Genomic DNA, 25,381 nt, shown 5'->3' with positions numbered 1-25,381 from the left:
GGCGTTCACGACAACAGCACCGAGACGTCCCCGGAAGAGGCCCGCATCATGAAGTCCGGTATCCACCCCGACTACCACACCACCACGGTGACCTGTGGGTGTGGGAACACCTTCACCACCCGCAGCACCGCCCCCGGCGGCACGCTGACCGTCGAGACCTGCTCCGCCTGCCACCCCTTCTACACGGGCAAGCAGCGGATCCTCGACACCGGTGGCCGCGTGGCCCGCTTCGAGAAGCGGTTCGGCAAGCGCGGCGCCACCGCCGGCAAGTAGCACCCCCGACGGCGCCCGTCCCACCTCGCGTGGGACGGGCGCCGTCGTCGTGTCCACCCCCGCTCCACCCCGCACGAGAGGTACGCCATGAGCAGCCCGACCGACGCCGCGCCCGACCGGCTGCGCGGGCTGCTCGAGGAGCACGCCGCGCTGGAGACCGAGCTCGCCGACCCCGCGGTGCACGCCGACGCCGGCCGCGCCCGGCGCCTGGGCCGCCGCTACGCCCAGCTCGCGCCCGTGGTGGAGACCGCCCGCGCGCTCGACACCGCCCGCGACGACCTCGACGCCGCCCGCGAGCTGGCCGCCGAGGACCCCTCCTTCGCCGAGGAGGCCCGCGGCCTCGAGACCCGCATCGACGAGCTCACCGACCGGCTGCGCGAGCTGCTGCTCCCGAAGGACCCCGACGACGACAAGGACGTCATCCTCGAGATCAAGGCGGGGGAGGGCGGCGCGGAGTCCGCGCTGTTCGCCGGCGACCTGCTGCGCATGTACCTGCGCTACGCCGAGCGCCGCGGCTGGGCCACCGAGGTCCTCGACGCCGTCCCCGCCGAGCTCGGCGGCTACAAGGACGTCTCGATCGCGGTGAAGTCCCGCACCGACGAGGGCATCTGGTCGCGGCTGAAGTTCGAGGGCGGCGTCCACCGGGTGCAGCGGGTGCCGGTCACCGAGTCGCAGGGCCGGATCCACACCTCCGCCGTCGGCGTCCTCGTGCTGCCCGAGGCGGAGGAGGTCGACGTCACCGTCGACCCGAACGACCTGCGCATCGACGTCTTCCGCTCGTCCGGCCCCGGCGGGCAGAGCGTGAACACCACCGACTCCGCCGTCCGCATCACCCACCTGCCCACCGGCATCGTGGTCAGCTCGCAGAACGAGAAGAGCCAGCTGCAGAACCGCGAGTCGGCGCTGCGGGTGCTCCGCTCGCGGCTGCTGGCCGCCGCCCGCGAGGAGGCCGCGGCCACCGCCAGCGACCAGCGCCGCAGCCAGGTCCGCACGGTCGACCGCAGCGAGCGGGTGCGCACCTACAACTTCCCGGAGAGCCGCCTCTCCGACCACCGGGTCGGCTTCAAGGCGCACAACCTCGACCAGGTCCTCGACGGCGAGCTCGACCCGGTCATCGACGCGCTCACCCGCGCGCACACCGCCGAGCTGCTGGCGGCCGGGTCCTGAACACCCGCGCGCTGCTCGCCGGCGCCGCCCGCCGCCTGGCCGAGGCCGGCGTCGAGTCGCCCCGCGTGGACGCCGAGCTGCTGCTCGCCCACGTCCTCGGCGCCACCCGGACGGCACTGCTCACCCGCGACGACGTCGGCGACGACGCCGCCGCCCGCTTCGCCGCGCTGCTCGACCAGCGGGCCGCCCGCGTCCCGCTGCAGCACCTCACCGGCCGGGCGCCGTTCCGCCACCTCGAGCTCGCCGTCGGCCCCGGCGTGTTCGTGCCCCGCCCCGAGACCGAGCAGCTCGTCGAGTGGGCGCTGGCGCGGCTGGCCGGCGTCGACGAGCCGGTCGTCGTCGACCTGGGCAGCGGGTCCGGCGCGATCGCGCTGTCGATCGCGCACGAGCACCCCGGCGCGCGGGTCACCGCCGTCGAGCGCGACCCGCAGGCGATCGAGTGGACCCGCCACAACGCCGGCCTGCGCACCGCGGCGGGGGACCGGCCGGTCACCGTGCTCGCCGGCGACATGACCGACCCGGGCCTGCTGCGCGACCTCGACGGCACCGTCGACCTCGTCGTCTCCAACCCGCCCTACGTCCCCGACGGCGCGCGGGTGCCGCGGGAGGTCGCCGACCACGACCCGCCGCTGGCGCTGTGGGGCGGCCCGGACGGACTCGACGTCGTCCGCGGGCTGCTGACGACGGCGGCCCGGCTGCTGCGCCCCGGCGGCGGGCTGGGTGTCGAGCACGCCGACGCGCAGGGGAGTGCGCTGCCCGCGCTGGTGCGCGGCACCGGCGACTTCACCGCCGTCGCGGACCACCCCGACCTCGCCGGGAGGCCGCGGTTCACGACCGCCGTCCGGGCTGGGGGAGACTGACCGCCCGTGGCCGACCTCTACGACTGCACCGACCCCGAGCAGCGCGCCGCGGGTCTCGACGCCGCCGCCGCCGCGATCGCCCGCGGCGAGCTGGTCCTGCTGCCCACCGACACCGTCTACGGCGTCGGCGCCGACGCGTTCTCGCCCGCCGCGGTCTCCGGCCTGCTGGCGGCGAAGAACCGCGGCCGCGCCATGCCGGTCCCTGTGCTGATCGGGGAGGCCTCGACGATGGCCGGGCTGACCATGAGCGTGCCCCGGGTGGCGCAGCGGCTGGCCGAGGCCTTCTGGCCGGGCGGGCTGACCCTCGTCGTCGAGCACGCGCCGTCGCTGGCCTGGGACCTCGGCGACGCCGAGGGGACGGTCGCCGTCCGCCTCCCCGACGACGACGTCGCCCGCGACCTGCTGCGCCGCACCGGCCCGCTCGCCGTGTCCAGCGCCAACCGCTCCGGCCGGCCCGCCGCCACGAACGCCCAGGAGGCGGACGCGCAGCTCGGCGAGCACGCCGCGGTCGTCCTCGACGGCGGCCCGCGCGCGGGCTCGGCGGCCAGCACGATCGTCGACTGCACCGGCCCGGTGCCGCGCGTGCTGCGGGTGGGCGCGGTACCGGTCGAGCGGCTGCGCGAGGTCGTGCCCGAGGTCACGGACTAGGGCCCCGTCGCCGGCGGCTGCGGATCCCGCTCCGTCCGGTGACGGGGGGATACCGTGGGGGTACCGCCAGCCCCGTCCGCCCGCCGCCTCGCCCCCGGGAGCCCCGTCGCGATGAGCACGCCCGCCGCGCGCCCGGCCGGGACCGCGCGCGGTCCGCACGGGGGCTGAGCCGTGCGCGAGTACGCCGTCGTCCTGCTGACCGCGGGCCTGGTCACCTTCCTGGCCACGCCGGTGGTGCGGATCGCGGCGGTGCGGCTGCGGATGATGGCCGCCCCCCGCGAGCGCGACGTGCACGTCATCCCCACCCCGCGCGGCGGCGGCGTGGCCATGTACCTCGGGGTCGCGGCGGCGGTGCTGGTGGCCACCCGGCTGCCCGCCCTGCAGCGCACCTTCGACGACTCGCAGACCGCCGCCGTCCTCGTCGCCGGCGGGCTCATCTGCCTGCTCGGCGTGCTCGACGACAAGTTCGGCCTCGACGCGCTCACCAAGCTCACCGGCCAGATCGCCGCCGCCGGCGTCATGGTGCTGCTCGGTGTCCAGCTGGCGTTCCTGTTCCTGCCGGTCGCCGACATCGGGACCATCTCCTTCGGCCCGGACGTCGGCGTGCCGCTGACCATCCTGCTGACCGTCCTCACGGTCAACGCGCTCAACTTCATCGACGGCCTCGACGGGCTGGCCGCGGGCGTCTCGGCCATCGCGGCGCTGGCCTTCTTCGCCTACAGCTACAACCTCAGCCGGGTCGGCTACGACGAGGTCGCCAGCGCCCCGGCCCTCGTGACGGCGGTGCTCGCCGGCGCCTGCCTGGGCTTCCTGCCGCACAACTTCAGCCCGGCGCGCATCTTCATGGGCGACTCCGGGTCGATGCTCGTCGGGCTGATGCTCTCGGCCGCCGCGGTGAGCGCCACCGGCCGGGTCGACGCCCAGTCCTTCGACTCCGCGGCCAGCCTCCTGCCGCTGGCCCTGCCGCTGCTGGTGCCGATCGCGGTGCTCTTCATCCCGTTCGTCGACCTGCTCCTCGCGGTGGTCCGCCGCACCCGGCGCGGGCAGTCGCCGTTCTCGCCGGACAAGATGCACCTGCACCACCGGCTGCTGTCCATCGGACACTCGCACCGCCGGGCGGTGCTGACCATGTACTTCTGGGCGGCTCTCCTGTCCTTCGGCGCGGTGGCCCTGTCGGTCACCGGCGGGACGGTCGAGCTGCTCGTCGTGATCGGGGTGCTGCTCGTCGTGGGTGTCGTCGTCGTCCTCGCCCCGCACGCCCGGCGTGCCGCCCGCGAGGCCCGGGCCGCCGAGATCGCCGAGCAGCGCCGCCGCAGCCGCGCCGCCCACCCGACCGCGCGGGCGCACCGCGCCGGGCGCCGGTCCCCGGAGCCGGCGACGCCCGCGGCGCCCCCGGTGCCGGCCGCCGCACCTGCCCCCGCGCCGCCGACCCCGACCGCCCCCCGTGCGGCCGGCGCCGGCCAGGGGCTGCGGTGAGCGCGCCCCGCCCGGCCCCGCAGGTCCCGTGGGACCTGTCGTTCCTCAAGGTCGGCACGCTGGTCACCGGCACGGTCGCCGTCGTCGCCGCGCTGGTGGCCGGGCTGGTCGCCGGGTGGGCCGACGCGGTCGGGGTGCTGGTCGGAGCCCTGGTCGTGACGGCGTTCTTCGTGCTCTCCGGTGTGGTCATCGCCTGGGCCGGGCGGGTCGACGACACCTTCACGCTGCCGGCCGCGCTGGGCACCTTCTTCGTCAAGGCGGTCGTGCTGTTCGGCATCCTCAACGCGCTGCCGGAGGACGGCTGGCTCGACCGGCGGACCCTCGCGTGGGCGGTGGTCGTGGGGGCCCTGCTGTGGAGCGGCGTGCAGCTGCGGTGGGTCTGGACCCGCCCGCTGTACTACGTCACGCCGCCCGCGCCACCCGGTCAGGCGACGGTCCCCCCGGCACCGGGAGGCGCCCCCACGCCCGGCTGATAGTGTCCCGGCGATGGCCGAGGACGACCCCACCCGTGGGGAGCCCCGGCCCCGACCTGCGCGACCAGCCCCTCGGGGCAGCGGTGCCGAGACCGGCTGGGCCGTCATCGGGACCATGATCTCCGGGATGGCCGTGTGGGGCGGTGCCGGGTGGTTGCTCGACCGGTGGTTGGACACGCGGGTGTTCCTGCCGGTCGGGATCCTCCTCGGCATCTCGGCGGCCATCTACCTGGTCGTCAAACGGTTCGGCGGGCTGCCACCAGACCCTGGTGCACCCGAGCAGGGCAACCCCCCGGGCGGACGACGGAGCCGGCCCAGGACGCAGAAGGGACCACGGTGACCTCCAGCGCCCTCGCGCTCACGGACGTGCTCGCCGCCGAGGGCGGCGGGTCCGGCGACGGCTTCCAGGCCCCCGGCCTGAGCGAGTTCTACCCGGAGCCCCTCGCCGAGTTCTCGCTGCTCGGCATCGACTTCGAGATCACGCGCATCACGCTCGGTCTGTGGTTCGCCACGCTGGCGATGCTCGTCTTCATGGTCCTCACGGTCCGCAGGCCGCAGATCGTGCCGGGCAAGATGCAGTTCATCGGCGAGAGCGGCTACTCGCTGGTCCGGGACGGGATCGCCCGCGACGTCGTCGGCCCCAAGGGGATCCCCTTCGCGCCGTTCCTCGCGTCGCTGTTCTTCTTCATCCTCGCGAACAACCTGATGGCGATCCTGCCGCTGGCGCAGATCTCTCCCATGTCGCGGTTCGCGTTCCCGCTGGTCCTCGCCGGCATCTGCTGGGTGCTCTACATCTACATCGGCATCCGCGAGCAGGGCGCCGGCCGCTACTTCAAGGACATCCTGTTCCTGCCCGGCGTGCCCAAGCCGATGTACGTCCTGGTCACGCCGATCGAGATCCTGCAGAACTTCATCGTCCGGCCCTTCACGCTCGCCGTCCGGCTCTTCGCGAACATGTTCGCCGGCCACATGCTGCTGGTGGTCTTCTCCCTCGGCGCGGTCTACCTGTTCAGCCGGGACAACTTCTCGATCGTCTTCGGCCCGATCTCGGCGCTGATGGCGATCGTCATGACCTTCTTCGAACTGCTGGTCATCTTCCTGCAGGCCTACGTCTTCACCGTGCTGATGGGGACCTACCTCAACGGCTCGATCGAGGCCGAGCACTGACCGGCTGAGCGCGCACCTCCCGGACCGCACCACCCCCAAGACCCCCGCAAGCCGCCCGGAGACACCGGGCGACGACACAGGAGGAACACCCCGTCATGGATCTTCTGGCTGAGCTGTCCGGCAGCATCGGCTCCGTGGGCTACGGCCTCGCCGCCATCGGCCCGGGCATCGGCGTCGGCATCGTGTGGGCCGCCTACATCCAGGCCACCGCCCGGCAGCCCGAGTCGGCCGGCCTGACCCGTACCTACGCGTTCCTCGGGTTCGCGCTCTCCGAGGCGCTCGCGCTCATCGGCTTCGTCGTCCCCTTCGTCTTCGGCACCTGATCCGCGCCCGCGGGCCGGCACCGACTGAGACAGGGACACTGAGACCATGAGAATCCTCGCAGCGGAGGAAGCCCACAACCCGCTGATCCCGCCGCTGGGCGAGATCGTCATCGGGCTGATCGCGTTCGCGATCGTCATGCTGGTCTTCTTCCGGTTCATCGCCCCGCGCTTCGAGCAGGTCTTCCGGGCCCGCCGCGAGGCCATCGAGGGCGGCATCGAGCGGGCGGAGGCCATGCAGGCCGAGGCCAAGGCCGCGCTGGAGCAGTACCGCGCCCAGCTGGCCGAGGCACGCACCGAGGCCGCGCAGATCCGGGACCAGGCCCGGGCCGAGGGCCAGCAGATCCTCGAGGAGCTGCGGGCCCAGGCGCAGGAGGAGTCGGCGCGCATCGTCGCCCGCGGCGAGGAGCAGCTGGCCAGCTCGCGCCAGTCGGTCATCAACGAGCTGCGCGGCCAGATCGGCACGCTGGCCGTCGACCTCGCCGGCCGCGTGGTGGGGGAGTCCCTGGAGGACGAGGCCCGGCGCCGCGGCACCGTCGACCGGTTCCTCGACCAGCTCGACGGCATGGCCGGCGGTGCGGCGGGCAACGGCCGCACCGGCAGCACGGTGTTCGTCCCCGGCGGCGACCGCTGATGGACGCCTCCAGCCGGGAGGCGCTCGCGGTCAGCCGCGAGCGCCTCGCCGCGACGACGGCCGGTGCCGCCGGCCCGGGCCTGCTGGCCCTGGCCGACGAGCTGTTCGCCGTCGCGCGGCTGCTCGACGGCAACGTCGCGCTGCGCCGGGCCCTGTCCGACCCGGCGGCCAAGCCGGCCGACCGGGCCGGACTGGCCCGCCGGATCCTCGGCGGGCGGGTCTCCGAGGCCGCCGTCGACCTGGTCGAGACCGTCGCCCGCCAGCGGTGGTCGCGGCCGCTGGACCTGGTCGAGGCCGCCGAGACCCTGGCCACCGAGGCCTCGCTGGACGCCGCCGAGGCGCGTGGCGAGCTCGAGGGTGTCGAGGACGAGCTGTTCCGCTTCGGGCGGATCGTCGGCGGCGACCCGGGGCTGTCCCGCATCCTCTCCGACGACTCGGCACCGGCCGAGGGGCGCGCGGCGCTGCTCGACCGGCTCCTGTCGGGCCGGGTCAGCCCGGTCACCGAGCAGCTGCTGCGGAACTCGCTGACCGTCCGGCACGTCGGTAACGCGGAGAACAGGGTCGAGCGGCTGTCCGTGGCCGCTTCCGCCCGGCGCGGCCGCTCGGTCGCCCACGTCACGACGGCGGTGCCGCTGACGGCGACGCAGGAGCAGCGGCTGCGCGACGTGCTCGGCCGGATCTACGGGCGGACGATCGGCCTGCAGGTGACGGTCGACCCCGAGGTGCTCGGCGGCCTGGTCGTGCGCGTCGGTGACGAGGTCATCGACGGCAGCATCGCCAACCGGCTCGAGTCCGCCGGCCGCCGGCTCGCCGGCTGACCCGCCCCACCCCAGACCACAGACAGCACGACCCAGCAGGGAAGAGGACGCGTGCCATGGCCGAGCTGACGATCTCCGCAGACGAGATCCGCAGTGCCATCCAGAACTACGTCACCGAGTACTCCCCGGACGTGTCCCGGGAGGAGGTCGGGATCGTCACCGAGGCCGGCGACGGCATCGCCCGGGTCGAGGGCCTGCCCTCGGTCATGACCAACGAGCTGCTCGAGTTCGAGAGCGGCGTCCGCGGCCTCGCGCTGAACCTCGACGTCCGCGAGGTCGGCGTCGTCATCCTCGGTGACTTCGCCGGCATCGAGGAGGGCCAGCAGGTCCGCCGCACCGGCGAGGTCCTGTCGGTGCCGGTCGGCGACGGCTACCTCGGCCGCGTCGTCGACCCGCTCGGCAACCCGATCGACGGCGGCGGCGAGATCGCCACCACCGGCCGCCGCGCGCTGGAGCTGCAGGCCCCCACCGTCGTCCAGCGCAAGTCGGTGCACGAGCCGCTGCAGACCGGGATCAAGGCCATCGACGCCATGACCCCGATCGGCCGCGGGCAGCGCCAGCTGGTCATCGGCGACCGCCAGACCGGCAAGACGGCGATCGTGCTCGACACGATCATCAACCAGAAGACGGCCTGGGCGACCGGCGACCCGAAGCAGCAGGTCCGCTGCATCTACGTCGCCGTCGGCCAGAAGGGCTCCACGATCGCGGCGATCCGCGCCTCCCTCGAGGAGGCCGGCGCGATGGAGTACACGACCATCGTCGCCGCTCCCGCGTCGGAGGCCGCCGGCTTCAAGTACATCGCCCCCTACACCGGCTCGGCCATCGGTCAGCACTGGATGTACGAGGGCAAGCACGTCCTGATCGTCTTCGACGACCTGTCCAAGCAGGCCGAGGCCTATCGCGCCGTCTCGCTGCTGCTGCGCCGCCCGCCGGGCCGCGAGGCGTACCCGGGTGACGTCTTCTACCTCCACTCCCGGCTGCTGGAGCGCTGCGCCAAGCTCTCCGACGACCTGGGCGCCGGGTCGATGACGGGTCTCCCGCTCATCGAGACCAAGGGCAACGACGTGTCGGCCTACATCCCGACCAACGTCATCTCGATCACCGACGGGCAGATCTTCCTCGAGACCGGTCTGTTCAACTCCGGTGTCCGCCCGGCCATCAACGTGGGCATCTCGGTGTCCCGGGTCGGCGGCTCGGCGCAGATCAAGGCGATGAAGTCGGTCGCCGGCCGCCTGCGCCTGGACCTGGCCCAGTACCGCGAGCTCGAGGCGTTCGCCTCGTTCGCCTCGGACCTGGACGCCTCCAGCCGGGCCACCCTCGACCGCGGCCAGCGCCTGGTGGAGCTGCTCAAGCAGGGCCAGTACCAGCCGTACCCGGTCGAGCGCGAGGTCGTCTCGCTGTGGCTGGGCACCACCGGCAAGCTCGACCGCGTGCCGGTGTCCGACGTCCGCCGGTTCGAGTCGGAGTTCCTCGACTACATCGGCCGCGGCGAGAGCGGCGTCTACGACGAGATCCGCACCTCGCGGGCCCTCGGCGACGACGCGGTGAGCAGCCTCGAGCGCGCCGTCGAGAGCTTCTACCAGCAGTTCACGACCTCCGACGGCACCTCGCTGGTCAACGAGCCCGAGGCCGAGGCCATGGACGCGTCCGAGCGTGGCCAGGAGCGCGTCCAGGTCAAGAAGGCCTGACCGGTGGCCGGTTCCCTTCGCGCGCTGCGGCGCCGCATCCGCTCCACCCAGTCGACGAAGAAGATCTTCTCGGCCCAGGAGCTGATCGCCGGCGCCCGCATCGTGCGCGCCCAGGCCCGGGTGGAGGCGTCCAAGCCGTACGCCCGGGAGATCACCCGGGTCCTGTCCGCGCTGGCGTCGTCCGCCTCGCTCGAGCACCCGCTGCTCACCGAGCGGCAGTCGACCCGGCGGGCCGCGGTGCTGGTGGTCACCTCCGACCGCGGGTTCGCCGGCTCGTACAACGTCAACGTGCTGCGGCGCACCGAGGAGCTGCTGTCGCTGCTGCGGCAGGAGGGCAAGGAGCCGCAGGTCTACGTCATCGGCCGCAAGGGGGAGACCTACTACTCCTTCCGCAACCGGCCGGTGGTGCAGACCTTCACCGGGTTCTCCGAGCAGCCGGCCTACACCGACGCCCAGGAGGTCGGGCGCGTCCTCATCGACGCGTTCACCGCCGGGGCCGACGACGCCGACGGCGCGGGTCCTGACGGCGTGGCCGGCGTGGACGAGCTGCACATCGTCTACACCGAGTTCCGGTCGCTGCTCGCGCAGGTCCCGGTCGCCAAGCGGCTGGCCCCGCTGGAGGTCGAGGAGGTCGAGGAGTTCGACTTCGAGCGGGAGGACCGCGAGGCCGGGCGCACCGGCGACTCCGGGGTCCCCACCTCGTACGAGTTCGAGCCCTCGCCCGACGCGCTGCTCGACGCGCTGCTGCCGAAGTACGTCACCACCCGCATCTACGCGGCGCTGCTCGAGGCCGCGGCCTCGGAGTCGGCGTCGCGGCGGCGGGCGATGAAGTCGGCCTCGGACAACGCCGAGGAGCTGGCGAAGAGCCTCTCCCGCCAGGCCAACCAGGCGCGCCAGGCCGAGATCACCCAGGAGATCAGCGAGATCGTCGGTGGCGCCGACGCGCTGGTCGCAGCCAACGCCGACGACTGACCACCCCGGCCCCCGCCCGAGGCGGGGGTCGGGTCTCCGATCCACCTGACCGAGGAGCCCCCTCATGACCGTCACCGAGGACCGTCCGACCACCCAGGCGACAGGCCGCGTCGTCCGGGTCACCGGGCCGGTCGTCGACGTCGAGTTCCCGCGCGACGCGATGCCCGACCTGTTCAACGCCCTCCGGGTCGACGTCGCGCTCGCCGACCTGAGCAAGACGCTGACCCTCGAGGTCGCCCAGCACCTGGGCGACAACGTGGTCCGCACCATCTCCATGCAGCCCACCGACGGCCTGGTCCGCGGCGCCGCGGTCAGCGACACCGGCGCCTCGATCAGCGTGCCGGTCGGCGACGTCACCAAGGGCCACGTCTTCAACGCCCTCGGTGACTGCCTGGACGCCCCCGGCCACGGCGCCGACGCCCCGCACTGGTCGATCCACCGGCACGCGCCGCGGTTCGACCAGCTCGAGGGCCGCACCGAGCTGCTCGAGACCGGCATCAAGGTCATCGACCTGCTCACCCCGTACGTGGCCGGCGGGAAGATCGGCCTGTTCGGCGGTGCCGGCGTGGGCAAGACCGTGCTGATCCAGGAGATGATCCGGCGGGTCGCCCAGGAGTTCGGTGGCGTGTCGGTGTTCGCCGGCGTCGGCGAGCGCACCCGCGAGGGCAACGACCTCATCACCGAGATGACCGAGTCCGGCGTCATCGAGTCCACCGCGCTGGTCTTCGGCCAGATGGACGAGCCGCCGGGCACCCGGCTGCGGGTGGCGCTGTCGGCGCTGACGATGGCGGAGTACTTCCGCGACGAGCAGAACCAGGACGTGCTGCTCTTCATCGACAACATCTTCCGGTTCACCCAGGCCGGGTCCGAGGTGTCCACGCTGCTGGGCCGCATGCCCTCCGCCGTGGGTTACCAGCCGACCCTCGCCGACGAGATGGGCGAGCTGCAGGAGCGGATCACCTCGACGCGGGGTCACTCGATCACCTCGCTGCAGGCGATCTACGTGCCCGCCGACGACATCACCGACCCGGCGCCGCACACCACGTTCGCCCACCTCGACGCGACGACGGTGCTCTCCCGGCCGATCTCGGAGAAGGGCATCTACCCGGCCGTCGACCCGCTCGACTCCACCAGCCGGATCCTCGACCCGCAGTACGTCGGCCAGGACCACTACCAGGTCGCGCAGACGGTCAAGCAGATCCTCCAGCGCTACCAGGAGCTGCAGGACATCATCGCGATCCTCGGCATCGACGAGCTCTCCGAGGAGGACAAGGTCACCGTGCAGCGCGCACGGCGGATCGAGCGGTTCCTCTCGCAGAACATGTTCGTGGCCGAGGCCTTCACCGGTCAGCCCGGCTCGTTCGTGCCGCTGTCGGAGACCCTCGAGGCCTTCAAGGCGCTCACCGAGGGCAACTACGACCACGTGCCCGAGCAGGCCTTCTTCATGTGCGGTGGGCTCGAGGACCTCGAGCGCAACGCGGAGAAGCTCAAGCGCGGCTGAGGAAGGACCCCGTCCTCCTCACCCCTCGCCCACTCGGGGTGAGCCTCTGGACGGGGCCACACCACGTCACGGCCGGGTGTCCCTGCGGGGACGCCCGGCCGTCGTGCGTCCGGGTCCCCCTGGTGTGAAGGACCGGTCACACACGGTCGGGACCGGCCAGGGCGTGGCGCGCCAGGGGGTTGACGCACCCGCGCTCGTGGGCAGGTGCCTTCCGGGTGCACCTCCAGAGCGGGAGCCTTGCTGCTGATCGGACAGGTGGCGCCCGGAGGGACCGGACGCGCGGTGTGGGAGAAGACCATGGAGTGGCTGGATGCGACCAGCACCGACGGCACGGTGACCCGGCTGCCGGCCGGGACCGCCGATCCCGGGTGGACCTGGCCGCCGACGTCCGTACCGCACGTGCACGACATCGCCTACGACACCGAGGAGTGGGCACCCGCCTCGACGGTGCGCCACCCGTGGGTCCGCGTCGGCCGCTGGACCCTGCTCTACCGTCGCGCCGCCTGACGGAGGACCGGGTCCGCCGCCCGGCCGGGTGACCGCCGGGCGGCCCGCGCCGGGTGGTGCGGGTCCCGCGGCTAGAGTGGGCGACGACCGTCGCCGTGCCCGTTCCCCGGCCGGCGTCCCAGCACCGCCCGTCGGTGGACCCGGAGGAGTGTCGTGGCGACCCTGCAGGTCGAGTTGGTGGCCGTCGAGCGGACCATCTGGTCCGGTGAGGCGAGCATGGTCATCGCCCGCACGACCGAGGGCGAGATCGGCGTCCTGCCCGGCCACGCCCCGCTGCTCGGCGAGCTCGCCCCCGGTGGCGTCGTCACCGTCCGGACGACCGAGGGCCCGGACATGGTCGTCGCCGCCCACGGCGGCTTCCTGTCGGTGACGCCCAAGGGCGTGTCCATCCTCGCCGAGACCGCGGAGATCTCCTCCGAGATCGACGTCGAGCGGGCCCGCGAGGCGCTGCGCCGCGCCGAGTCCGCCGGCGACGACCCCGAGGCCCTCGCCGCCGCCCGCCGCGCCCAGTCCCGCCTGCGGGCCGCCGGACAGGCCGACTGACCCGACCGGACCGCGCCCGCCCCGGCCGACGGTGACCACCGCCCTGCTCGTCCTCGCCGGGGTGCTGGTCGTCGTCCTGGTGGTCGCCTTCCTCATCCGCCGCCGGCTGCTGCTCTCCGGCCTCGGCGCGGTGACGATGTGGCTGCGCCCGGCCGGCAGCTCCCGGTGGTCGGTGGGCGTCGCCTGGTACGGGGGAGAGGCGCTGCTCTGGTACCGCGCGCTGTCGCTGTCGGTCCGCCCGCAGCAGCGGCTGTGCCGCACGGAGGTGCAGGTCGAGGGCCGGCGGCCCCCCGGCCGGGACGACGTCGCCCTGCCCGACGACGCCGTCGTCCTGACCTGCGCCACCGGCGCCGGCCGCAAGGAGCTGGCCATGGACCCCTCCACGGTGACGGGGTTCCTCTCGTGGGTGGAGTCGGCCCCGCCCGTGCACTAGGGGCCTGAGTCAGCCCCGCGCGGCCCGCTGGGCGTGGACGCCGCTGTGCGCCCCGGGCTCCCACAGCACGTCGCCGCCGGGGTTGGCCTCGCGGGCGAGGATGAACAGCAGGTCCGAGAGCCGGTTGAGGTAGCGGGCGGTCTCCGGGTTGGTGCGCTCGCCGTCGGCCTCCAGCAGCGCCCACACGCTGCGCTCGGCCCGCCGGACGACCACCCGCGCCTGGTGCAGCAGCGCCGCCAGCGGCGTCCCGCCGGGCAGCACGAAGCTGGTCAGCGTCGGCAGTGCCTCGTTGTGCTCGTCGCAGGCCGCCTCCAGCCGCTCGGTGTAGGCGGCGGTCACCCGCAGCGGCGGGTGCGCGGGGTCGGGCACCACGGGCGTGGACAGGTCAGCGCCGACGTCGAACAGGTCGTTCTGCACGCTGCGCACGAGCTCGACCAGCTCGGGCGACGGCGCCCCCAGCGCCAGGGCCACGCCGAGCACGCTGTTGGCCTCGTCGACGTCGGCGTAGGCGACCAGCCGCGGGTCGGTCTTGGCCACCCGGCTCATGTCGCCCAGGTGCGTCTGCCCGGCGTCACCGGTCTTCGTGTAGATGCGGGTGAGCCGGACCGTCATGGGCCGAGCCTAGGACGCTGCCCGGAGCCGCCCGCGCACGCGCCGTAGGGTGGTCGGGTGCAGTGCTTCGAGGTGACCGGCGGCACCGCCCTCAGGGGCCGGGTACGGGTCACGGGGGCGAAGAACAGCGCTCTCAAGCTCATGGCGGCCGCGCTCCTGGCCTCCGGGCGGACGACGATCGACGAGGTCCCCGACATCCTCGACGTCGCGATCATGAGCGAGGTGCTGCGCCGGCTCGGCTGCGGCGTCGGCTACGAGCGCTCGGGGCAGCCCGGGGGCGGCGGCCGGGTCGTCGTCGACGTGCCGGAGGACCCCGCCACCGAGACCGACTACGACCTGGTCCGCAAGATGCGCGCCTCGATCAGCGTGCTCGGCCCGCTGGTCGCCCGGTGCGGCAGCGCCCGGGTGGCGCTGCCCGGCGGCGACGCGATCGGCTCCCGTGGGCTGGACATGCACATCTCCGGCCTGGAGCGGCTCGGCGCCTCGATCCACAGCGAGCACGGCTTCCTCGTCGCCTCCGCGCCGCGGCTGGTGGGCACCTCGATCTGGCTGGACTTCCCGTCGGTCGGCGCCACGGAGAACCTGCTCATGGCCGCGGTCCTGGCCCAGGGGACGACGGTCATCGACAACGCCGCCCGCGAGCCGGAGATCGTCGACATCTGCTCAATGCTGACCGCGATGGGCGCCCGCATCGACGGCGCGGGCACCTCCACGCTCACCGTCGAGGGCGTCGACGCGCTGTCGCCGGTGACCTACTCGACGGTGCCCGACCGCATCGTCGCCGGGACGTGGGCGATCGGCGCGGTGATGACCCGCGGCGACGTCGTCGTCGAGCGGGCCGTCCCCGACCACCTCGCCGTCCCGCTGGACAAGCTGGTCAGCGCCGGCGCCACCGTGGAGGTCGTCGAGAACGGCGTCCGGATCGCCATGGACGAGCGGCCGCGCGGGGTCGACGTCGTCACGCTGCCGTTCCCCGGGTTCCCGACCGACCTGCAGCCGATGGCGGTCGCGCTGGCCGCGGTGTCCACCGGCACGGCGCTGATCACCGAGAACGTGTTCGAGGGCCGGTTCATGTTCGTCAACGAGCTGGTGCGCCTGGGCGCCGACGTGCGCATCGACGGCCACCACGCCGTCGTGCGCGGGCGGGAGCGGCTGTCGTCGGCGCCCGTGGTGGCCACCGACATCCGCGCCGGCGCCGGGCTGGTGCTGGCCGGGCTGCTGTCCGACGGCGTCACCGAGGTGCAGGACGTGCACCACGTCGACCGCGGCTACCCCGACTTCGTCGAGCAGCTGCGCGGCCTGGGCGTGCAGATCGAGCGCGTCGAGCGCCCGAGCGACCTCTGAGCCCGCGGGGAGGGGGCTACGCCGCGGGGAAGGAGGACGCGAGCGCCCGGGCACGGGCGGCGTCCTCGGGGAAGACCAGCACGTCGGCGCGGTGCGCCTCGGGGAAGCGGACCGTCGAGCGGATCCCGGCGTCGGAGAGCACTGCGCGCAGCGCGAGCGCCGACTCGCGGCGGGACAGCGTGGCGACCCGCGTGAGCAGACCGTCGTCGGTGGGTGGGGGACGGCGCCGGCGCACGCTCCCGGTGGAGCTCCCGCCGAAGGCCCAGCGCATGAAGAGAGCCAGCAGCACCATGACGACGATCGCGATGACCGGTCCGGCGATGTAGCTCAGACTGCCCGGCTGCAGCACGGCGCCTCCCCTCGGCGGGCGGCGTCCGGGCCTCTCCCGGCCCGGTCGCACACGACCGAGTGTGCCACCGCGGGGCTCCCGGACCGGTGCTGCTACTGGCCGGTAACACCCCTACACTCCGCTGGCATGCCGTTCCCTTCATCGCCGAAGGAGCGCGACCGTCCCTGGGTCATGCGCACCTACGCCGGCCACTCCTCGCCGGCCGAGTCCAACGCGCTCTACCGCCGGAACCTGGCGAAGGGGCAGACCGGCCTGTCGGTCGCCTTCGACCTGCCGACGCAGACCGGCTACGACCCCGACGACGAGCTCGCCGTCGGTGAGGTCGGCAAGGTCGGCGTCCCGGTGACGCACATCGGCGACATGCGGGCGCTGTTCGACGGCATCCCGCTCGACGAGATGAACACGTCGATGACGATCAACGCCACCGCCATGTGGCTGCTCGCGCTCTACCAGGCGGTCGCCGAGGAGCACGGGCACGACGTCGCGCAGCTCGCCGGGACGACGCAGAACGACATCATCAAGGAGTACCTGTCGCGGGGGACCTACGTGTTCCCGCCCGGGCCCTCGATGCGGCTGATCACCGACATGGTCGCCTACACGGTGACGGCGATGCCGAAGTGGAACCCGATCAACATCTGCAGCTACCACCTGCAGGAGGCCGGGGCGACGCCGGTGCAGGAGATCGCCTACGCGATGAGCACCGCGATCGCCGTCCTGGACTCGGTGCGCGACTCCGGCCAGGTGCCGCGGGAGCGCTTCGGCGAGGTGGTCGCGCGCATCTCCTTCTTCGTCAACGCGGGCGTCCGCTTCGTCGAGGAGATGTGCAAGATGCGCGCCTTCACCCAGCTCTGGGACGAGCTGACGCAGGAGCGCTACGGCGTGCAGGACCCCAGGCACCGCCGCTTCCGCTACGGCGTGCAGGTCAACTCCCTGGGCCTGACCGAGGCGCAGCCGGAGAACAACGTGCAGCGGATCGTGCTGGAGATGCTCGCGGTCACGCTGTCCCGGGACGCCCGCGCCCGCGCGGTGCAGCTGCCGGCGTGGAACGAGGCGCTGGGCCTGCCCCGGCCGTGGGACCAGCAGTGGTCGCTGCGGCTGCAGCAGGTGCTCGCCTACGAGACCGACCTGCTCGAGTACGACGACCTGTTCACCGGGTCGGTCGTCGTGGAGCGGAAGGTGTCCGAGCTGGTCGAGGGCGCCCGTGCGGAGATCGCCCGGGTGCAGGAGATGGGCGGGGCGGTGGCCGCCGTCGAGTCCGGCTACATGAAGGGGCAGCTCGTCGCCTCGCTGGCCGAGCGCCGGCGCCGGATGGAGAACGGCGAGGACGTCGTCGTCGGCGTCAACCGGTTCGAGGGCACCGAGACCAACCCGCTGCTGGCCGACCTCGACGCCGCCATCCAGGTCGTCGACCCCGCCGTCGAGAACGCCGCCCAGGAGGCGGTTCGAAAGTGGCGGGCCGAGCGCGACCCGGCGCCGGTGGAGGCCGCGCTGGCCGCGCTGCGCGAGGCCGCCGGCAGCGACGTCAACCTCATGGAGGCGACCCTGCGGTGCGCCCGGGCGGGCGTGACGACGGGGGAGTGGGCGGGCGTGCTGCGCGAGGTGTTCGGCGAGTACCGCGCCCCCACCGGCGTCGCCGCGGCCACCGGCGGCGGCGAGGCCGACGAGACGCTGGCGCGGGTCCGCGAGCGGGTGCGCGCCACCGGCGAGGAGCTCGGCGGGCGGCTGCGGTTCCTGGTCGGCAAGCCCGGCCTCGACGGGCACTCCAACGGCGCGGAGCAGATCGCCGTCCGCGCCCGCGACGCCGGCTTCGAGGTGGTCTACCAGGGCATCCGGCTCACGCCCGCGCAGATCGTGTCGGCCGCGATCGAGGAGGACGTGCACGTCGTCGGGCTGTCGGTGCTCTCCGGCTCGCACCTGCAGGTGGTGCCGGCGGTGCTGCGGGGCCTGCAGGAGGCCGGCCTGGACGACGTCCCGGTCGTCGTCGGCGGGATCATCCCCGACAGCGACGCCCGCCGGCTGCGCGAGCAGGGCGTGGCCCGGGTGTTCACGCCGAAGGACTTCGGGCTCACCGACATCATGGGCCAGGTCGTGGACGTGGTCCGCGAGGCGAACGGCCTGGACGAGCGGGTGCCCGCCTCCGTCTGAGCCGCCGGCCGGCGCCGCTCACGCGATCGGCGCCGGCCGGCCGAACAGGTGGCCCTGGCCGTAGCGGACGCCGCGGGAGAGCAGGGCGTCGCGCTCGGCGGTGGTCTCGATGCCCTCGGCCACCAGCGTGGCGCCGGTGTCGGCGGCGAAGGCCACCATCGCCGCGGTCATCGCCTGCCGGGCCGGGTCGACGTCGACCCCGCTGACCAGCGCGATGTCGAGCTTGATGGTGTCCGGCCGCAGCCGCAGGATGTGCCGCAGGCTCGCGTAGCCGGCGCCGGCGTCGTCGATGCTGAGCCGGATCCCGGCCGCCCGCAGCGGCGCCAGCGCGCCCAGGACCGGCCCGTAGTCCGCGATCGGGCTGTGCTCGGTGATCTCCACGGTCAGCGCCGTCCGCCGGACGCCCTCGAGGAGCGCCTCGCCGACCTCGGGGGCGAGCAGCGCCTCGGGGGAGAGGTTGACCGCCAGCCGCAGGCCCCGCGGCAGCCGGTCCCCGGCCTCCAGCGCGGCGTGCACGGCCAGCAGCTCCAGCTCCACGCCCAGGCCGACGACCGCGGCGTCGGCGAACAGCGTCGCCGGGCCGCCCTCGCTGCCGGGGAAGCGGGACAGCGCCTCGTGCGCGACGACGGTGCCGCTGTGCATGTCGACGACCGGCTGGACGTGCACCTCCACCGCGCGCCGCTCCAGGACGTCGCAGACCCGCGCGTGCCGGGCGGCCAGCTCGGTCTGGGCGGCCTCCTCGGCGGTCAGCCGCTCGCCGATCAGCTCGGCGAGCATCTCCACCGTCCGCACCGACGAGCCGTCCAGCTGCTCGCCGGCGTCCCGGCTGATGCAGCACAGCATCCCGAGCGGGCGCCGGTCCTCGCCGCGCACCGGGGCGCCGACGTAGGAGCCGATCCCCAGCTGCCGGGTGACCGCGAGCTCGCGGGTGACCGGGTTGCGGTCGGCGCCGGTGACCACCGGCGGCAGCTGGCCCGACAGCACCCGCACGCAGAAGGACTCCTCGAGCGGCATCGACATGCCCTCGGAGACGTTCATGGCGCCGAGCTCGCCGGTGGCCGAGGCGATCTCCTGGCGGTCCTCGGTGAACACCGACAGCCAGGCGACGTCCATCCCGAGCCGGGCGCGCGCGAGGTCGAGCAGGCGGTGCACCCAGTCCCCGTCGGCGTCGTCGGTCGTCGGGCCGGCGGTCGCCACGGGCTGCGGTGCTCCCACCCGGGCAGTGTCGCGGCTGTGCGCCGTCTTGCCCAGGGGGTTGCGGAACGGCTCCGTGCGTCAGACCCGGGGGCCGAAGCGGACGTCGACGCCGGGGGAGAACAGCACGCTGTCCGGCGGGCCGCCGACGCCGGGCAGCCCGGCCGCGGCGAGCAGGTCGCCGTCCCAGGTCAGGAGCTCGGCGCGGTGCAGCGGCCAGGCCGGGTGCTCGTTGGGCCAGTAGCGCGTGCGGCCCCGGCTCGTCTGGTGCAGCCCCCAGCGGCCGGTGAGGAAGCGCTCCAGCGGCCCGGGCCGCTCCAGCCGCGGACCCACCCGCACCTCGATCCGGCCGCCGGCGCCGCGCGGCCCGGGCCAGCGCCGCCGGCTGGTGTAGGCCAGCAGGTCGCCGTCGCGGGTCAGGCGCATCCGCGACCACAGGTAGGGCAGCCCCGCGGCGCGGGCGACCAGGACCGGGAGCAGCCGCTCGGCGTCGAGGGACGCGAAGACGACGCCGCGCCGGCCCTCCCCGTCCACGGAGTACAGGCGCACGTTGGTCTCGAGGAACGAGCCGACGTAGGGCAGGCCGGGCGAGCCGAGGACGCCGATGCGGCGCATGCGGAAGGGCACCAGCCCCACCCAGCTGCGCCCGTCCGGGGTGGTGTCCGGCCGGGTGCCCGGCGGCAGCAGCGGCGCGACGACGTCCGGGTCGACCGCCCAGTGCAGGAAGGCGACGTCCCGCCAGCCCTGCGTGAACAGCGTCCGCCCGGCGGCGCGGGGCGCGGTGTCGGTGACCTCCTCGGCGTCCACCCCTCCAGCGTCCCCAGCCGCGTTGCCCCCGACCGGCCACCCGTGGTGAGGTCGGTCACGTGACCGCCGAGGGAGCTCCCCGCGTCGAGCGCGACGGCGACGTCGTCCGCATCACCATGTGCCGCCCGCAGCGGCGCAACGCGCTGTCCCGCGACCACCTCACCCAGCTGCTGGCCGCCGTCACCGACGCCGGCGGCAGCGACGCGGCGGCCATCGTCCTCGGCGCGGAGGGGCCGGTGTTCAGCGCCGGGCACGACTTCCGGGACGTCGTCGACCGGCCGGTGACCGAGGTCCGCAGCCTGCTCGCCCTGTGCACCGAGCTGGTGCAGACGCTGCAGGACGTGCCGCAGGTCGTCGTCGCGCGGGTGCACGCCCTGGCCACCGCCGCGGGCTGCCAGCTGGTCGCCTCCTGCGACCTCGCGGTGGCCGCCGAGTCGGCCGGCTTCGCCGCCCCGGGCGGGAAGGCCGGCTGGTTCTGCCACACGCCGATGGTGGCGATCGCCCGCAACGTCGGCCGCAAGCGGGCGATGGAGCTGGCGCTCACCGGCGACGTCATCGACGCGCGGACCGCGCTGGACTGGGGGCTGGTCAACCGGGTCGTGCCCGACGGCGAGCTCGACGCCGCCGTCGACGAGCTCGTGGCCCGGGCCACCCGCGGCTCGCGGGCGAGCAAGGCGTGGGGCAAGCGGACGATGTACGCCCAGCTCGACCGGACCGAGCGGGACGCCTACGCCGTCGCCGTCGAGGTGATGGCGTCGGCCAGCCAGATCGACGGCGCCCGCGAGGGCATGCGGTCGTTCCTGGAGAAGCGCCCGCCGGCCTGGACCGACTGAGGCCGGGTCACCCGGTCAGGTCGGCGCAGCCGGTCTCGTGCGGGAGCACCGGCCGGAACGCGATCGACCAGCGGGCGCCGTCGGGCGTGGCCCACGGCGTGAGCACGTTCGCCGTCGCGGCGGCCGCGAGCACGTCGGCCGCCTGCTGCCCGGTGGCGCTCACGCAGGTCAGCCCGGCGCCCAGCGGCGTGCCGGGCAGCCCGGGACCCGGCCAGGCGAGGTCGGGCTGGGGGAACTCCGGGTCGCCGCCGGTGTGGGGCTGCACCACCGCGGCGACCGTCTGCGGCACGTAGGACTCCGCCGGGCCCGCGGCGGTCAGGCCGGTGAGCTGGTCGACGAGGTCCTGCAGCCGCCCGCGGGCCTCGGCCTGCTCCCGGGTCAGCGACCCGTCGGGGGTCTCGGCCAGGGCGTACACCTCGCGGACCGCGGTGCCCTCGCCGGTGGTCAGGGTGATGCGGGTGGTGGGCGCGTCGGCGACCGGCGGCTCGCCGAGGTCGGCGTCCTGCGTCACCCCGGCGTCGACGGCGCGGTCGAGCAGGTCGCGGACGGTGGCCTCGCCGACCTCGGTCACCTGCACGTTCGGCAGCGCGGGCGACGGCCAGATCTCGATCTGCGGGCCCTCGGTGAACACCCGGCCGTCGCCGTAGACGGTGACCAGCGGCAGGCGGGTGGCCAGGTCCTCCGGGGGCACGAAACCGCCGGTCTGCTCGACCTGCAGCACGGGCCCCGCGGGCAGCAGGTCGGGCGACGGCGCCGCGGCGTCGGTCCCGTCCTGCGCGCACCCGGCCAGCGCCAGCGCACCGGCCAGCAGCGCGGCCGCGCGCACCGTCGACGTCGTCGTCACGGTCCTGCGACGCGCGACCCGGCTCGGCGGTTCCCGTCGTGACCGGACCGGTACCGTCGGCCCCCGTGCGTCTGGTCATCGCCCGCTGCTCGGTCGACTACATCGGGCGGCTGACCGCCCACCTGCCCATGGCCTCGCGGCTGCTGCTGGTCAAGGCCGACGGCTCGGTGTCGGTGCACGCCGACGACCGCGCCTACAAGCCGCTGAACTGGATGAGCCCGCCGTGCACGCTCCGGGACGAGCTCGTCGACGGGTCCGGCACCTGGACGGTCACCAACAAGGCCGGTGAGCAGCTGGTCATCACCATCGAGTCGGTCGAGCACGACTCCGCGCACGAGCTGGGCGTGGACCCCGGCCTGCAGAAGGACGGCGTCGAGGCCGAGCTGCAGCGGCTGCTCGCGCTGCACGTGGAGACCTTCGGGCAGGGCTGGTCGCTGGTCCGCCGCGAGTACCCGACGGCGATCGGCCCGGTCGACCTGCTCTGCCGCGACGCCGACGGGCGCACCGTCGCCGTGGAGGTCAAGCGGCGCGGCGAGATCGACGGCGTCGAGCAGCTGACCCGCTACCTCGAGCTGCTCAACCGCGACCCCCTGCTGGCCCCGGTCAAGGGCGTGTTCGCCGCGCAGGAGATCAAGCCGCAGGCGCGGGTGCTCGCCGGCGACCGCGGCATCGAGTGCGTGACCGTCGACTACGCCGTCCTCAAGGGCACCGACGACCCCACCCAGCGCCTGTTCTGAGACCGCCACCCACCGCGTGAGGACCCCGTCCTCCCCACCCTGCGCAGGCTCGGGGCGGGACCCGGGACGGGGCCGGGGAGGGACCTACCGGCCGGTAGCGGACGCGGGCCGTCCGGGTGGGAGACTGCCCCGGTCAACGCACGGGAGGAGATGGCAGCGTGGCCAGAGAACTGACCGAGGTCGGCGTGGTGGGCCTGGGCACCATGGGTGCGGGCATCGCCGAGGTGCTGGCCCGCGCGGGCCTGTCCGTGACGGCCGTGGAGGTCGGCGACGACGCGCTGGCCCGCGGCCGCGGGCACGTCGAGCAGTCCACCGGGAAGGCGGTGGCGCGCGGCAAGCTCGACGAGGCCGAGCGCGAGGCGATCCTCGGGCGGATCCGCTTCACCACGTCGCTGGAGGACCTCGCCGTCGCGGAGCTGGTCATCGAGGCCGTCCCGGAGCGGATGGAGCTCAAGGCCGAGCTGTTCGCGAAGCTGGACAAGATCTGCCCGCCGGACACCATCCTCGCGACCAACACCTCCAGCCTGTCGGTGACCGAGCTGTCGGTGGCCACCGGCCGGCCGAGCAAGGTCATCGGGATGCACTTCTTCAACCCGGCGCCGGTCATGAAGCTGGTCGAGGTCGTGCGGACCGTCGTCACCGAGCCCGCGGTCATCGAGGACGTCGAGGCCCTGGCCGAGCGGCTGGGCAAGGTCGACGTGACCATCGGCGACAAGGCCGGCTTCATCGCCAACGCGCTGCTGTTCGGCTACCTCAACCACGCGGTCTCCATGTACGAGAACCGCTACGCCAGCCGCGAGGACATCGACGCCGCCATGCGGCTGGGCTGCGGCCTGCCGATGGGCCCGCTCGCGCTCATGGACCTCATCGGGATCGACACCGCCTACGAGATCCTCGACACGATGTACAAGCAGTCGCGCAACCGGCTGCACGCGCCCAGCCCGGTCATCAAGCAGATGATGACCGCGGGCCTGCTGGGCCGGAAGTCCGGCCGCGGCTTCTACACCTACGCCGCGCCCGGCTCCGCCGAGGTCGTGCCCGACGAGCGCACCCCGGCCACCGGCGGCGCCGCCGAGGGCGCCCGCCCGGTGTCGAGGATCGGTGTCGTCGGCTCCGGGACGATGGCCACCGGCATCGTCGAGGTCGCCGCCAAGGGCGGCTACGAGGTCGTCTTCGTCGCCCGCACCCTCGACAAGGTCGAGGCCGTGCACACCGCGCTGCGCAGGTCGCTGGACAAGCAGGTCGCGCGCGGGCGGCTCGACGAGGCCGGCCGGGACGAGGTGCTCGCCCGGGTCACCGGGACGGCGTCGCTGGACGACCTCGCCGACGTCGACCTGGTCATCGAGGCCGTCGTCGAGCACCTGGCCACCAAGCAGGCGCTGTTCGCCAACCTCGGCGAGATCTGCAAGCCCGGCGCGGTGCTGGCCACGACGACGTCGAGCCTGCCGGTCATCGAGTGCGCCAAGGCCAGCGAGCGCCCCGCCGACGTCGTCGGCCTGCACTTCTTCAACCCCGCGCCGGTGATGAAGCTGGTCGAGGTGGTCAGCACCATCGCCACCGCCCCCGACGTCGCGGCCACCGCCCACGCGGTCTGCGCGCAGCTCGGCAAGCACGCGGTGTCCTGCACGGACCGGGCCGGGTTCATCGTCAACGCGCTGCTGTTCCCGTACCTGAACGACGCGGTGAAGATGCTCGAGGCGCACTACGCGACCGCCGACGACATCGACGCCGCCATGAAGGTCGGCTGCGGCTACCCGATGGGCCCGTTCGAGCTGCTCGACGTCGTCGGTCTCGACGTGTCGCTGGCCATCGAGCGGGAGCTGTACACCGAGTTCCGCGAGCCCGGGTTCGCGCCCGCGCCGCTGCTCGAGCACCTGGTCACCGCCGGCTACCTGGGCCGCAAGACCGGCCGCGGGTTCCGGGACTACTCCCGGCGCTGAGGTGCCCCGGAGGGGACGACGCAGCGGGGGGCGGCCGGCCGGCCGCCCCCCGCTCGCGCGTCGGAGCGAGGAGGTCGAGGAGGCCGCCGACGGCGACTGGGTCGTCCGCCGGCTGACCGGGGCGGCGAGCACCAAGCCCTACCGCTGCCCGGGCTGCGACCAGGAGATCCGGCCGGGCACGCCGCACGTGGTCAGCTGGCCGGCCTACGCCCGCGACTCGGACCTGGAGCCCTGGGACACCGACTCCGCCGCCGACCTGCGCCGTCACTGGCACACCGCCTGCTGGCAGGCCCGCGACCGCCGCCGCTGACGGAGGACCTCCTCGCCCCACCGCTCGCAGGCCCGCGGCGGGCCCGTGCGAGGAGGCCGGTCCCTCACCTCGCGGTCGCGAAGACGACGACGTTGTCCTCGTAGCTGCGCGCCGAGCGGTCGAAGTCGCCGCCGCAGGTGACCAGCCGCAGCTGGGCGTCCGCCGTCGGCCCGTACACGGCGGCGGTGGGGAAGGCGTCCTTCGGGTGCCGCTCGACCCGGGTGACGGTGAACGCGACGGTGCTGCCGTCGGCGCGGTCGACGAGCACCTCGTCCCCGGGGGCGAGCTCGCGCAGGCGCCAGAAGACCGCCGGGCCGCTGCGGGAGTCGACGTGCCCGGCCAGCACCGCCGGGCCGACGTCACCCGGCGCCGGGCCGCCGGTGTACCAGCCGGCCGCCGCCGGGTCGGCCGGGGCCGCCAGCGCGCCGGTGGTGTCGAGGCCGAGGTCGACCAGCCCGCTGTCGAGACCGATGCCCGGCGCCCGCACCCGGACCGGCGGGGCGGCCGCGGGAGGCGACCGCTGCGCGAGCACGACCGGCCCCGAGACCGTGGCGGTCGGCGTGCCGGCGGCGGCCGGCGGGGGAGCGGCCGGCCCCCGCAGGGCGACCACCCCCGCGGCGAGGGCGAGGACGGCCAGCGCCGGCCGCAGCAGGCCCGCGCGGCTCCGGGCCGCGCGGTGCCGGGACCGGCGTGCGCGGTGGCGGGCGGCCGGCCCGGGGCGCGGCGCCGGGGGGCCGCCGCGCCCCGGCCCCGCCCCCCCCCCCCCCCCCCCCCCCCCCCCCACCC

General features: G+C 74.3%; 29 protein-coding genes. 23 read left to right on the top strand and 6 right to left on the bottom strand.

The features are described from left to right. Nucleotides 1-48: 48 nt before the first annotated feature. The 17 genes from rpmE to ACI8AB_RS21680 all read left to right on the top strand — a co-directional run bounded on the left by rpmE (nt 49) and on the right by ACI8AB_RS21680 (nt 13,480). Entirely contained in the window at nt 49-273 is a 225-nt protein-coding gene (gene rpmE, locus ACI8AB_RS21760) for a 50S ribosomal protein L31 (RefSeq protein WP_387992433.1), read from the top strand. Nucleotides 274-360: 87 nt separating this feature from the next. Beyond that, nucleotides 361-1,440 carry a peptide chain release factor 1 gene (gene prfA, locus ACI8AB_RS21755; RefSeq protein WP_456951842.1) on the top strand — a complete coding sequence of 360 codons (1,080 nt, stop codon included), beginning with the start codon at nt 361-363 and terminating at the stop codon, nt 1,438-1,440. Then, nucleotides 1,437-2,300, top strand: coding sequence for a peptide chain release factor N(5)-glutamine methyltransferase (gene prmC / locus ACI8AB_RS21750; RefSeq protein ID WP_456951856.1), 864 nt, complete (start codon nt 1,437-1,439; stop codon nt 2,298-2,300). Before prfA ends, prmC begins: the two co-directional genes overlap by 4 nt. Before the next feature lie 6 nt (nt 2,301-2,306). Further along, nucleotides 2,307-2,948 carry an L-threonylcarbamoyladenylate synthase gene (locus ACI8AB_RS21745; RefSeq protein WP_456951841.1) on the top strand — a complete coding sequence of 214 codons (642 nt, stop codon included), beginning with the start codon at nt 2,307-2,309 and terminating at the stop codon, nt 2,946-2,948. Between the two features lie 171 nt (nt 2,949-3,119). Continuing rightward, nucleotides 3,120-4,424 (top strand): glycosyltransferase family 4 protein, encoded by a 1,305-nt coding sequence (locus ACI8AB_RS21740; protein ID WP_456951840.1) that lies wholly within the window; start codon nt 3,120-3,122, stop codon nt 4,422-4,424. Then, nucleotides 4,421-4,897: a hypothetical protein gene (locus tag ACI8AB_RS21735; protein WP_387992445.1), complete on the top strand. Its 477-nt coding sequence runs from the start codon at nt 4,421-4,423 to the stop codon at nt 4,895-4,897. The genes ACI8AB_RS21740 and ACI8AB_RS21735 overlap by 4 nt, the downstream gene beginning before the upstream one ends. 13 nt (nt 4,898-4,910) lie before the next feature. After that, nucleotides 4,911-5,237, top strand: a complete 327-nt coding sequence (locus ACI8AB_RS21730) for an AtpZ/AtpI family protein (protein ID WP_456951839.1) — start codon at nt 4,911-4,913, stop codon at nt 5,235-5,237. Next, nucleotides 5,234-6,064 (top strand): F0F1 ATP synthase subunit A, encoded by an 831-nt coding sequence (gene atpB / locus ACI8AB_RS21725; RefSeq protein ID WP_387992450.1) that lies wholly within the window; start codon nt 5,234-5,236, stop codon nt 6,062-6,064. The genes ACI8AB_RS21730 and atpB overlap by 4 nt, the downstream gene beginning before the upstream one ends. A 95-nt stretch (nt 6,065-6,159) precedes the next feature. Beyond that, the gene (gene atpE / locus ACI8AB_RS21720) at nt 6,160-6,387 is read left to right on the top strand and encodes an ATP synthase F0 subunit C (protein WP_387992453.1); all 228 of its coding nucleotides are present in this window, start codon (nt 6,160-6,162) and stop codon (nt 6,385-6,387) included. Nucleotides 6,388-6,433: 46 nt separating this feature from the next. Continuing rightward, nucleotides 6,434-7,018 carry a F0F1 ATP synthase subunit B gene (locus ACI8AB_RS21715; RefSeq protein WP_387992455.1) on the top strand — a complete coding sequence of 195 codons (585 nt, stop codon included), beginning with the start codon at nt 6,434-6,436 and terminating at the stop codon, nt 7,016-7,018. Further along, nucleotides 7,018-7,836: a F0F1 ATP synthase subunit delta gene (locus ACI8AB_RS21710; protein ID WP_456951838.1), complete on the top strand. Its 819-nt coding sequence runs from the start codon at nt 7,018-7,020 to the stop codon at nt 7,834-7,836. Before ACI8AB_RS21715 ends, ACI8AB_RS21710 begins: the two co-directional genes overlap by 1 nt. A gap of 56 nt (nt 7,837-7,892) precedes the next feature. After that, nucleotides 7,893-9,524 (top strand): F0F1 ATP synthase subunit alpha, encoded by a 1,632-nt coding sequence (atpA, locus tag ACI8AB_RS21705; RefSeq protein ID WP_456951837.1) that lies wholly within the window; start codon nt 7,893-7,895, stop codon nt 9,522-9,524. Between the two features lie 3 nt (nt 9,525-9,527). After that, nucleotides 9,528-10,496 (top strand): F0F1 ATP synthase subunit gamma, encoded by a 969-nt coding sequence (locus ACI8AB_RS21700; protein ID WP_387992464.1) that lies wholly within the window; start codon nt 9,528-9,530, stop codon nt 10,494-10,496. Nucleotides 10,497-10,560: 64 nt separating this feature from the next. Further along, a complete protein-coding gene (gene atpD / locus ACI8AB_RS21695) occupies nt 10,561-11,997 on the top strand; it encodes a F0F1 ATP synthase subunit beta (protein ID WP_387992467.1) in 1,437 nt (478 codons plus the stop codon). A 297-nt stretch (nt 11,998-12,294) separates the two neighbouring features. Further along, complete coding sequence (locus ACI8AB_RS21690; RefSeq protein ID WP_456951836.1) at nt 12,295-12,504, top strand: hypothetical protein; 210 nt, start codon at nt 12,295-12,297, stop codon at nt 12,502-12,504. Between the two features lie 153 nt (nt 12,505-12,657). Beyond that, entirely contained in the window at nt 12,658-13,047 is a 390-nt protein-coding gene (locus ACI8AB_RS21685; protein ID WP_387992473.1) for a F0F1 ATP synthase subunit epsilon, read from the top strand. 31 nt (nt 13,048-13,078) lie between these two features. Continuing rightward, nucleotides 13,079-13,480 (top strand): DUF2550 domain-containing protein, encoded by a 402-nt coding sequence (locus ACI8AB_RS21680; RefSeq protein WP_456951835.1) that lies wholly within the window; start codon nt 13,079-13,081, stop codon nt 13,478-13,480. Between the two features lie 9 nt (nt 13,481-13,489). Here ACI8AB_RS21680 and ACI8AB_RS21675 read toward each other — a convergent pair whose 3' ends face one another. Continuing rightward, nucleotides 13,490-14,092 (bottom strand): cob(I)yrinic acid a,c-diamide adenosyltransferase, encoded by a 603-nt coding sequence (locus ACI8AB_RS21675; RefSeq protein ID WP_456951834.1) that lies wholly within the window; start codon nt 14,090-14,092, stop codon nt 13,490-13,492. A 57-nt stretch (nt 14,093-14,149) separates the two neighbouring features. On the opposite strand from ACI8AB_RS21675, the gene murA reads away from it, so the two are divergent. Then, on the top strand, nt 14,150-15,436 hold the full coding sequence (murA, locus tag ACI8AB_RS21670; protein ID WP_456951833.1) for a UDP-N-acetylglucosamine 1-carboxyvinyltransferase: 1,287 nt from the start codon (nt 14,150-14,152) through the stop codon (nt 15,434-15,436). Nucleotides 15,437-15,452: 16 nt separating this feature from the next. Here the strand turns inward: murA and ACI8AB_RS21665 are convergent, their stop codons facing one another. Further along, nucleotides 15,453-15,785: a hypothetical protein gene (locus ACI8AB_RS21665; protein ID WP_456951832.1), complete on the bottom strand. Its 333-nt coding sequence runs from the start codon at nt 15,783-15,785 to the stop codon at nt 15,453-15,455. 126 nt (nt 15,786-15,911) lie between these two features. Between ACI8AB_RS21665 and ACI8AB_RS21660 the strand changes: the two genes are divergently transcribed. Then, nucleotides 15,912-17,930, top strand: a complete 2,019-nt coding sequence (locus ACI8AB_RS21660; RefSeq protein WP_456951831.1) for a protein meaA — start codon at nt 15,912-15,914, stop codon at nt 17,928-17,930. Nucleotides 17,931-17,948: 18 nt separating this feature from the next. Here the strand turns inward: ACI8AB_RS21660 and ACI8AB_RS21655 are convergent, their stop codons facing one another. Continuing rightward, nucleotides 17,949-19,145 carry a sensor domain-containing phosphodiesterase gene (locus ACI8AB_RS21655; protein ID WP_456951830.1) on the bottom strand — a complete coding sequence of 399 codons (1,197 nt, stop codon included), beginning with the start codon at nt 19,143-19,145 and terminating at the stop codon, nt 17,949-17,951. 60 nt (nt 19,146-19,205) lie between these two features. Beyond that, nucleotides 19,206-19,931 carry a YqjF family protein gene (locus tag ACI8AB_RS21650; RefSeq protein ID WP_456951829.1) on the bottom strand — a complete coding sequence of 242 codons (726 nt, stop codon included), beginning with the start codon at nt 19,929-19,931 and terminating at the stop codon, nt 19,206-19,208. Nucleotides 19,932-19,990: 59 nt separating this feature from the next. Here ACI8AB_RS21650 and ACI8AB_RS21645 point away from each other — a divergent pair, with 59 nt between their 5' ends. Then, complete coding sequence (locus ACI8AB_RS21645; RefSeq protein ID WP_456951828.1) at nt 19,991-20,764, top strand: enoyl-CoA hydratase-related protein; 774 nt, start codon at nt 19,991-19,993, stop codon at nt 20,762-20,764. Nucleotides 20,765-20,771: 7 nt separating this feature from the next. Here ACI8AB_RS21645 and ACI8AB_RS21640 read toward each other — a convergent pair whose 3' ends face one another. After that, nucleotides 20,772-21,608, bottom strand: coding sequence for a hypothetical protein (locus ACI8AB_RS21640; RefSeq protein WP_456951827.1), 837 nt, complete (start codon nt 21,606-21,608; stop codon nt 20,772-20,774). Nucleotides 21,609-21,673: 65 nt separating this feature from the next. Between ACI8AB_RS21640 and nucS the strand changes: the two genes are divergently transcribed. The 3 genes from nucS to ACI8AB_RS21625 all read left to right on the top strand — a co-directional run bounded on the left by nucS (nt 21,674) and on the right by ACI8AB_RS21625 (nt 24,595). Continuing rightward, entirely contained in the window at nt 21,674-22,345 is a 672-nt protein-coding gene (gene nucS, locus ACI8AB_RS21635) for an endonuclease NucS (RefSeq protein WP_387992502.1), read from the top strand. 158 nt (nt 22,346-22,503) lie between these two features. Continuing rightward, nucleotides 22,504-24,285: a 3-hydroxyacyl-CoA dehydrogenase family protein gene (locus ACI8AB_RS21630; RefSeq protein ID WP_456951826.1), complete on the top strand. Its 1,782-nt coding sequence runs from the start codon at nt 22,504-22,506 to the stop codon at nt 24,283-24,285. A 1-nt stretch (nt 24,286) separates the two neighbouring features. Continuing rightward, nucleotides 24,287-24,595 carry a hypothetical protein gene (locus ACI8AB_RS21625; RefSeq protein WP_387992508.1) on the top strand — a complete coding sequence of 103 codons (309 nt, stop codon included), beginning with the start codon at nt 24,287-24,289 and terminating at the stop codon, nt 24,593-24,595. A 64-nt stretch (nt 24,596-24,659) separates the two neighbouring features. Here ACI8AB_RS21625 and ACI8AB_RS21620 read toward each other — a convergent pair whose 3' ends face one another. Beyond that, a complete protein-coding gene (locus ACI8AB_RS21620) occupies nt 24,660-25,205 on the bottom strand; it encodes a class F sortase (protein ID WP_456951825.1) in 546 nt (181 codons plus the stop codon). Between the last annotated feature and the right edge of the window lie 176 nt (nt 25,206-25,381).

It is taken from the genome of Geodermatophilus sp. SYSU D00698, from assembly GCF_054050335.1.
This window is presented reverse-complemented; position numbering and strand designations above follow the sequence as displayed.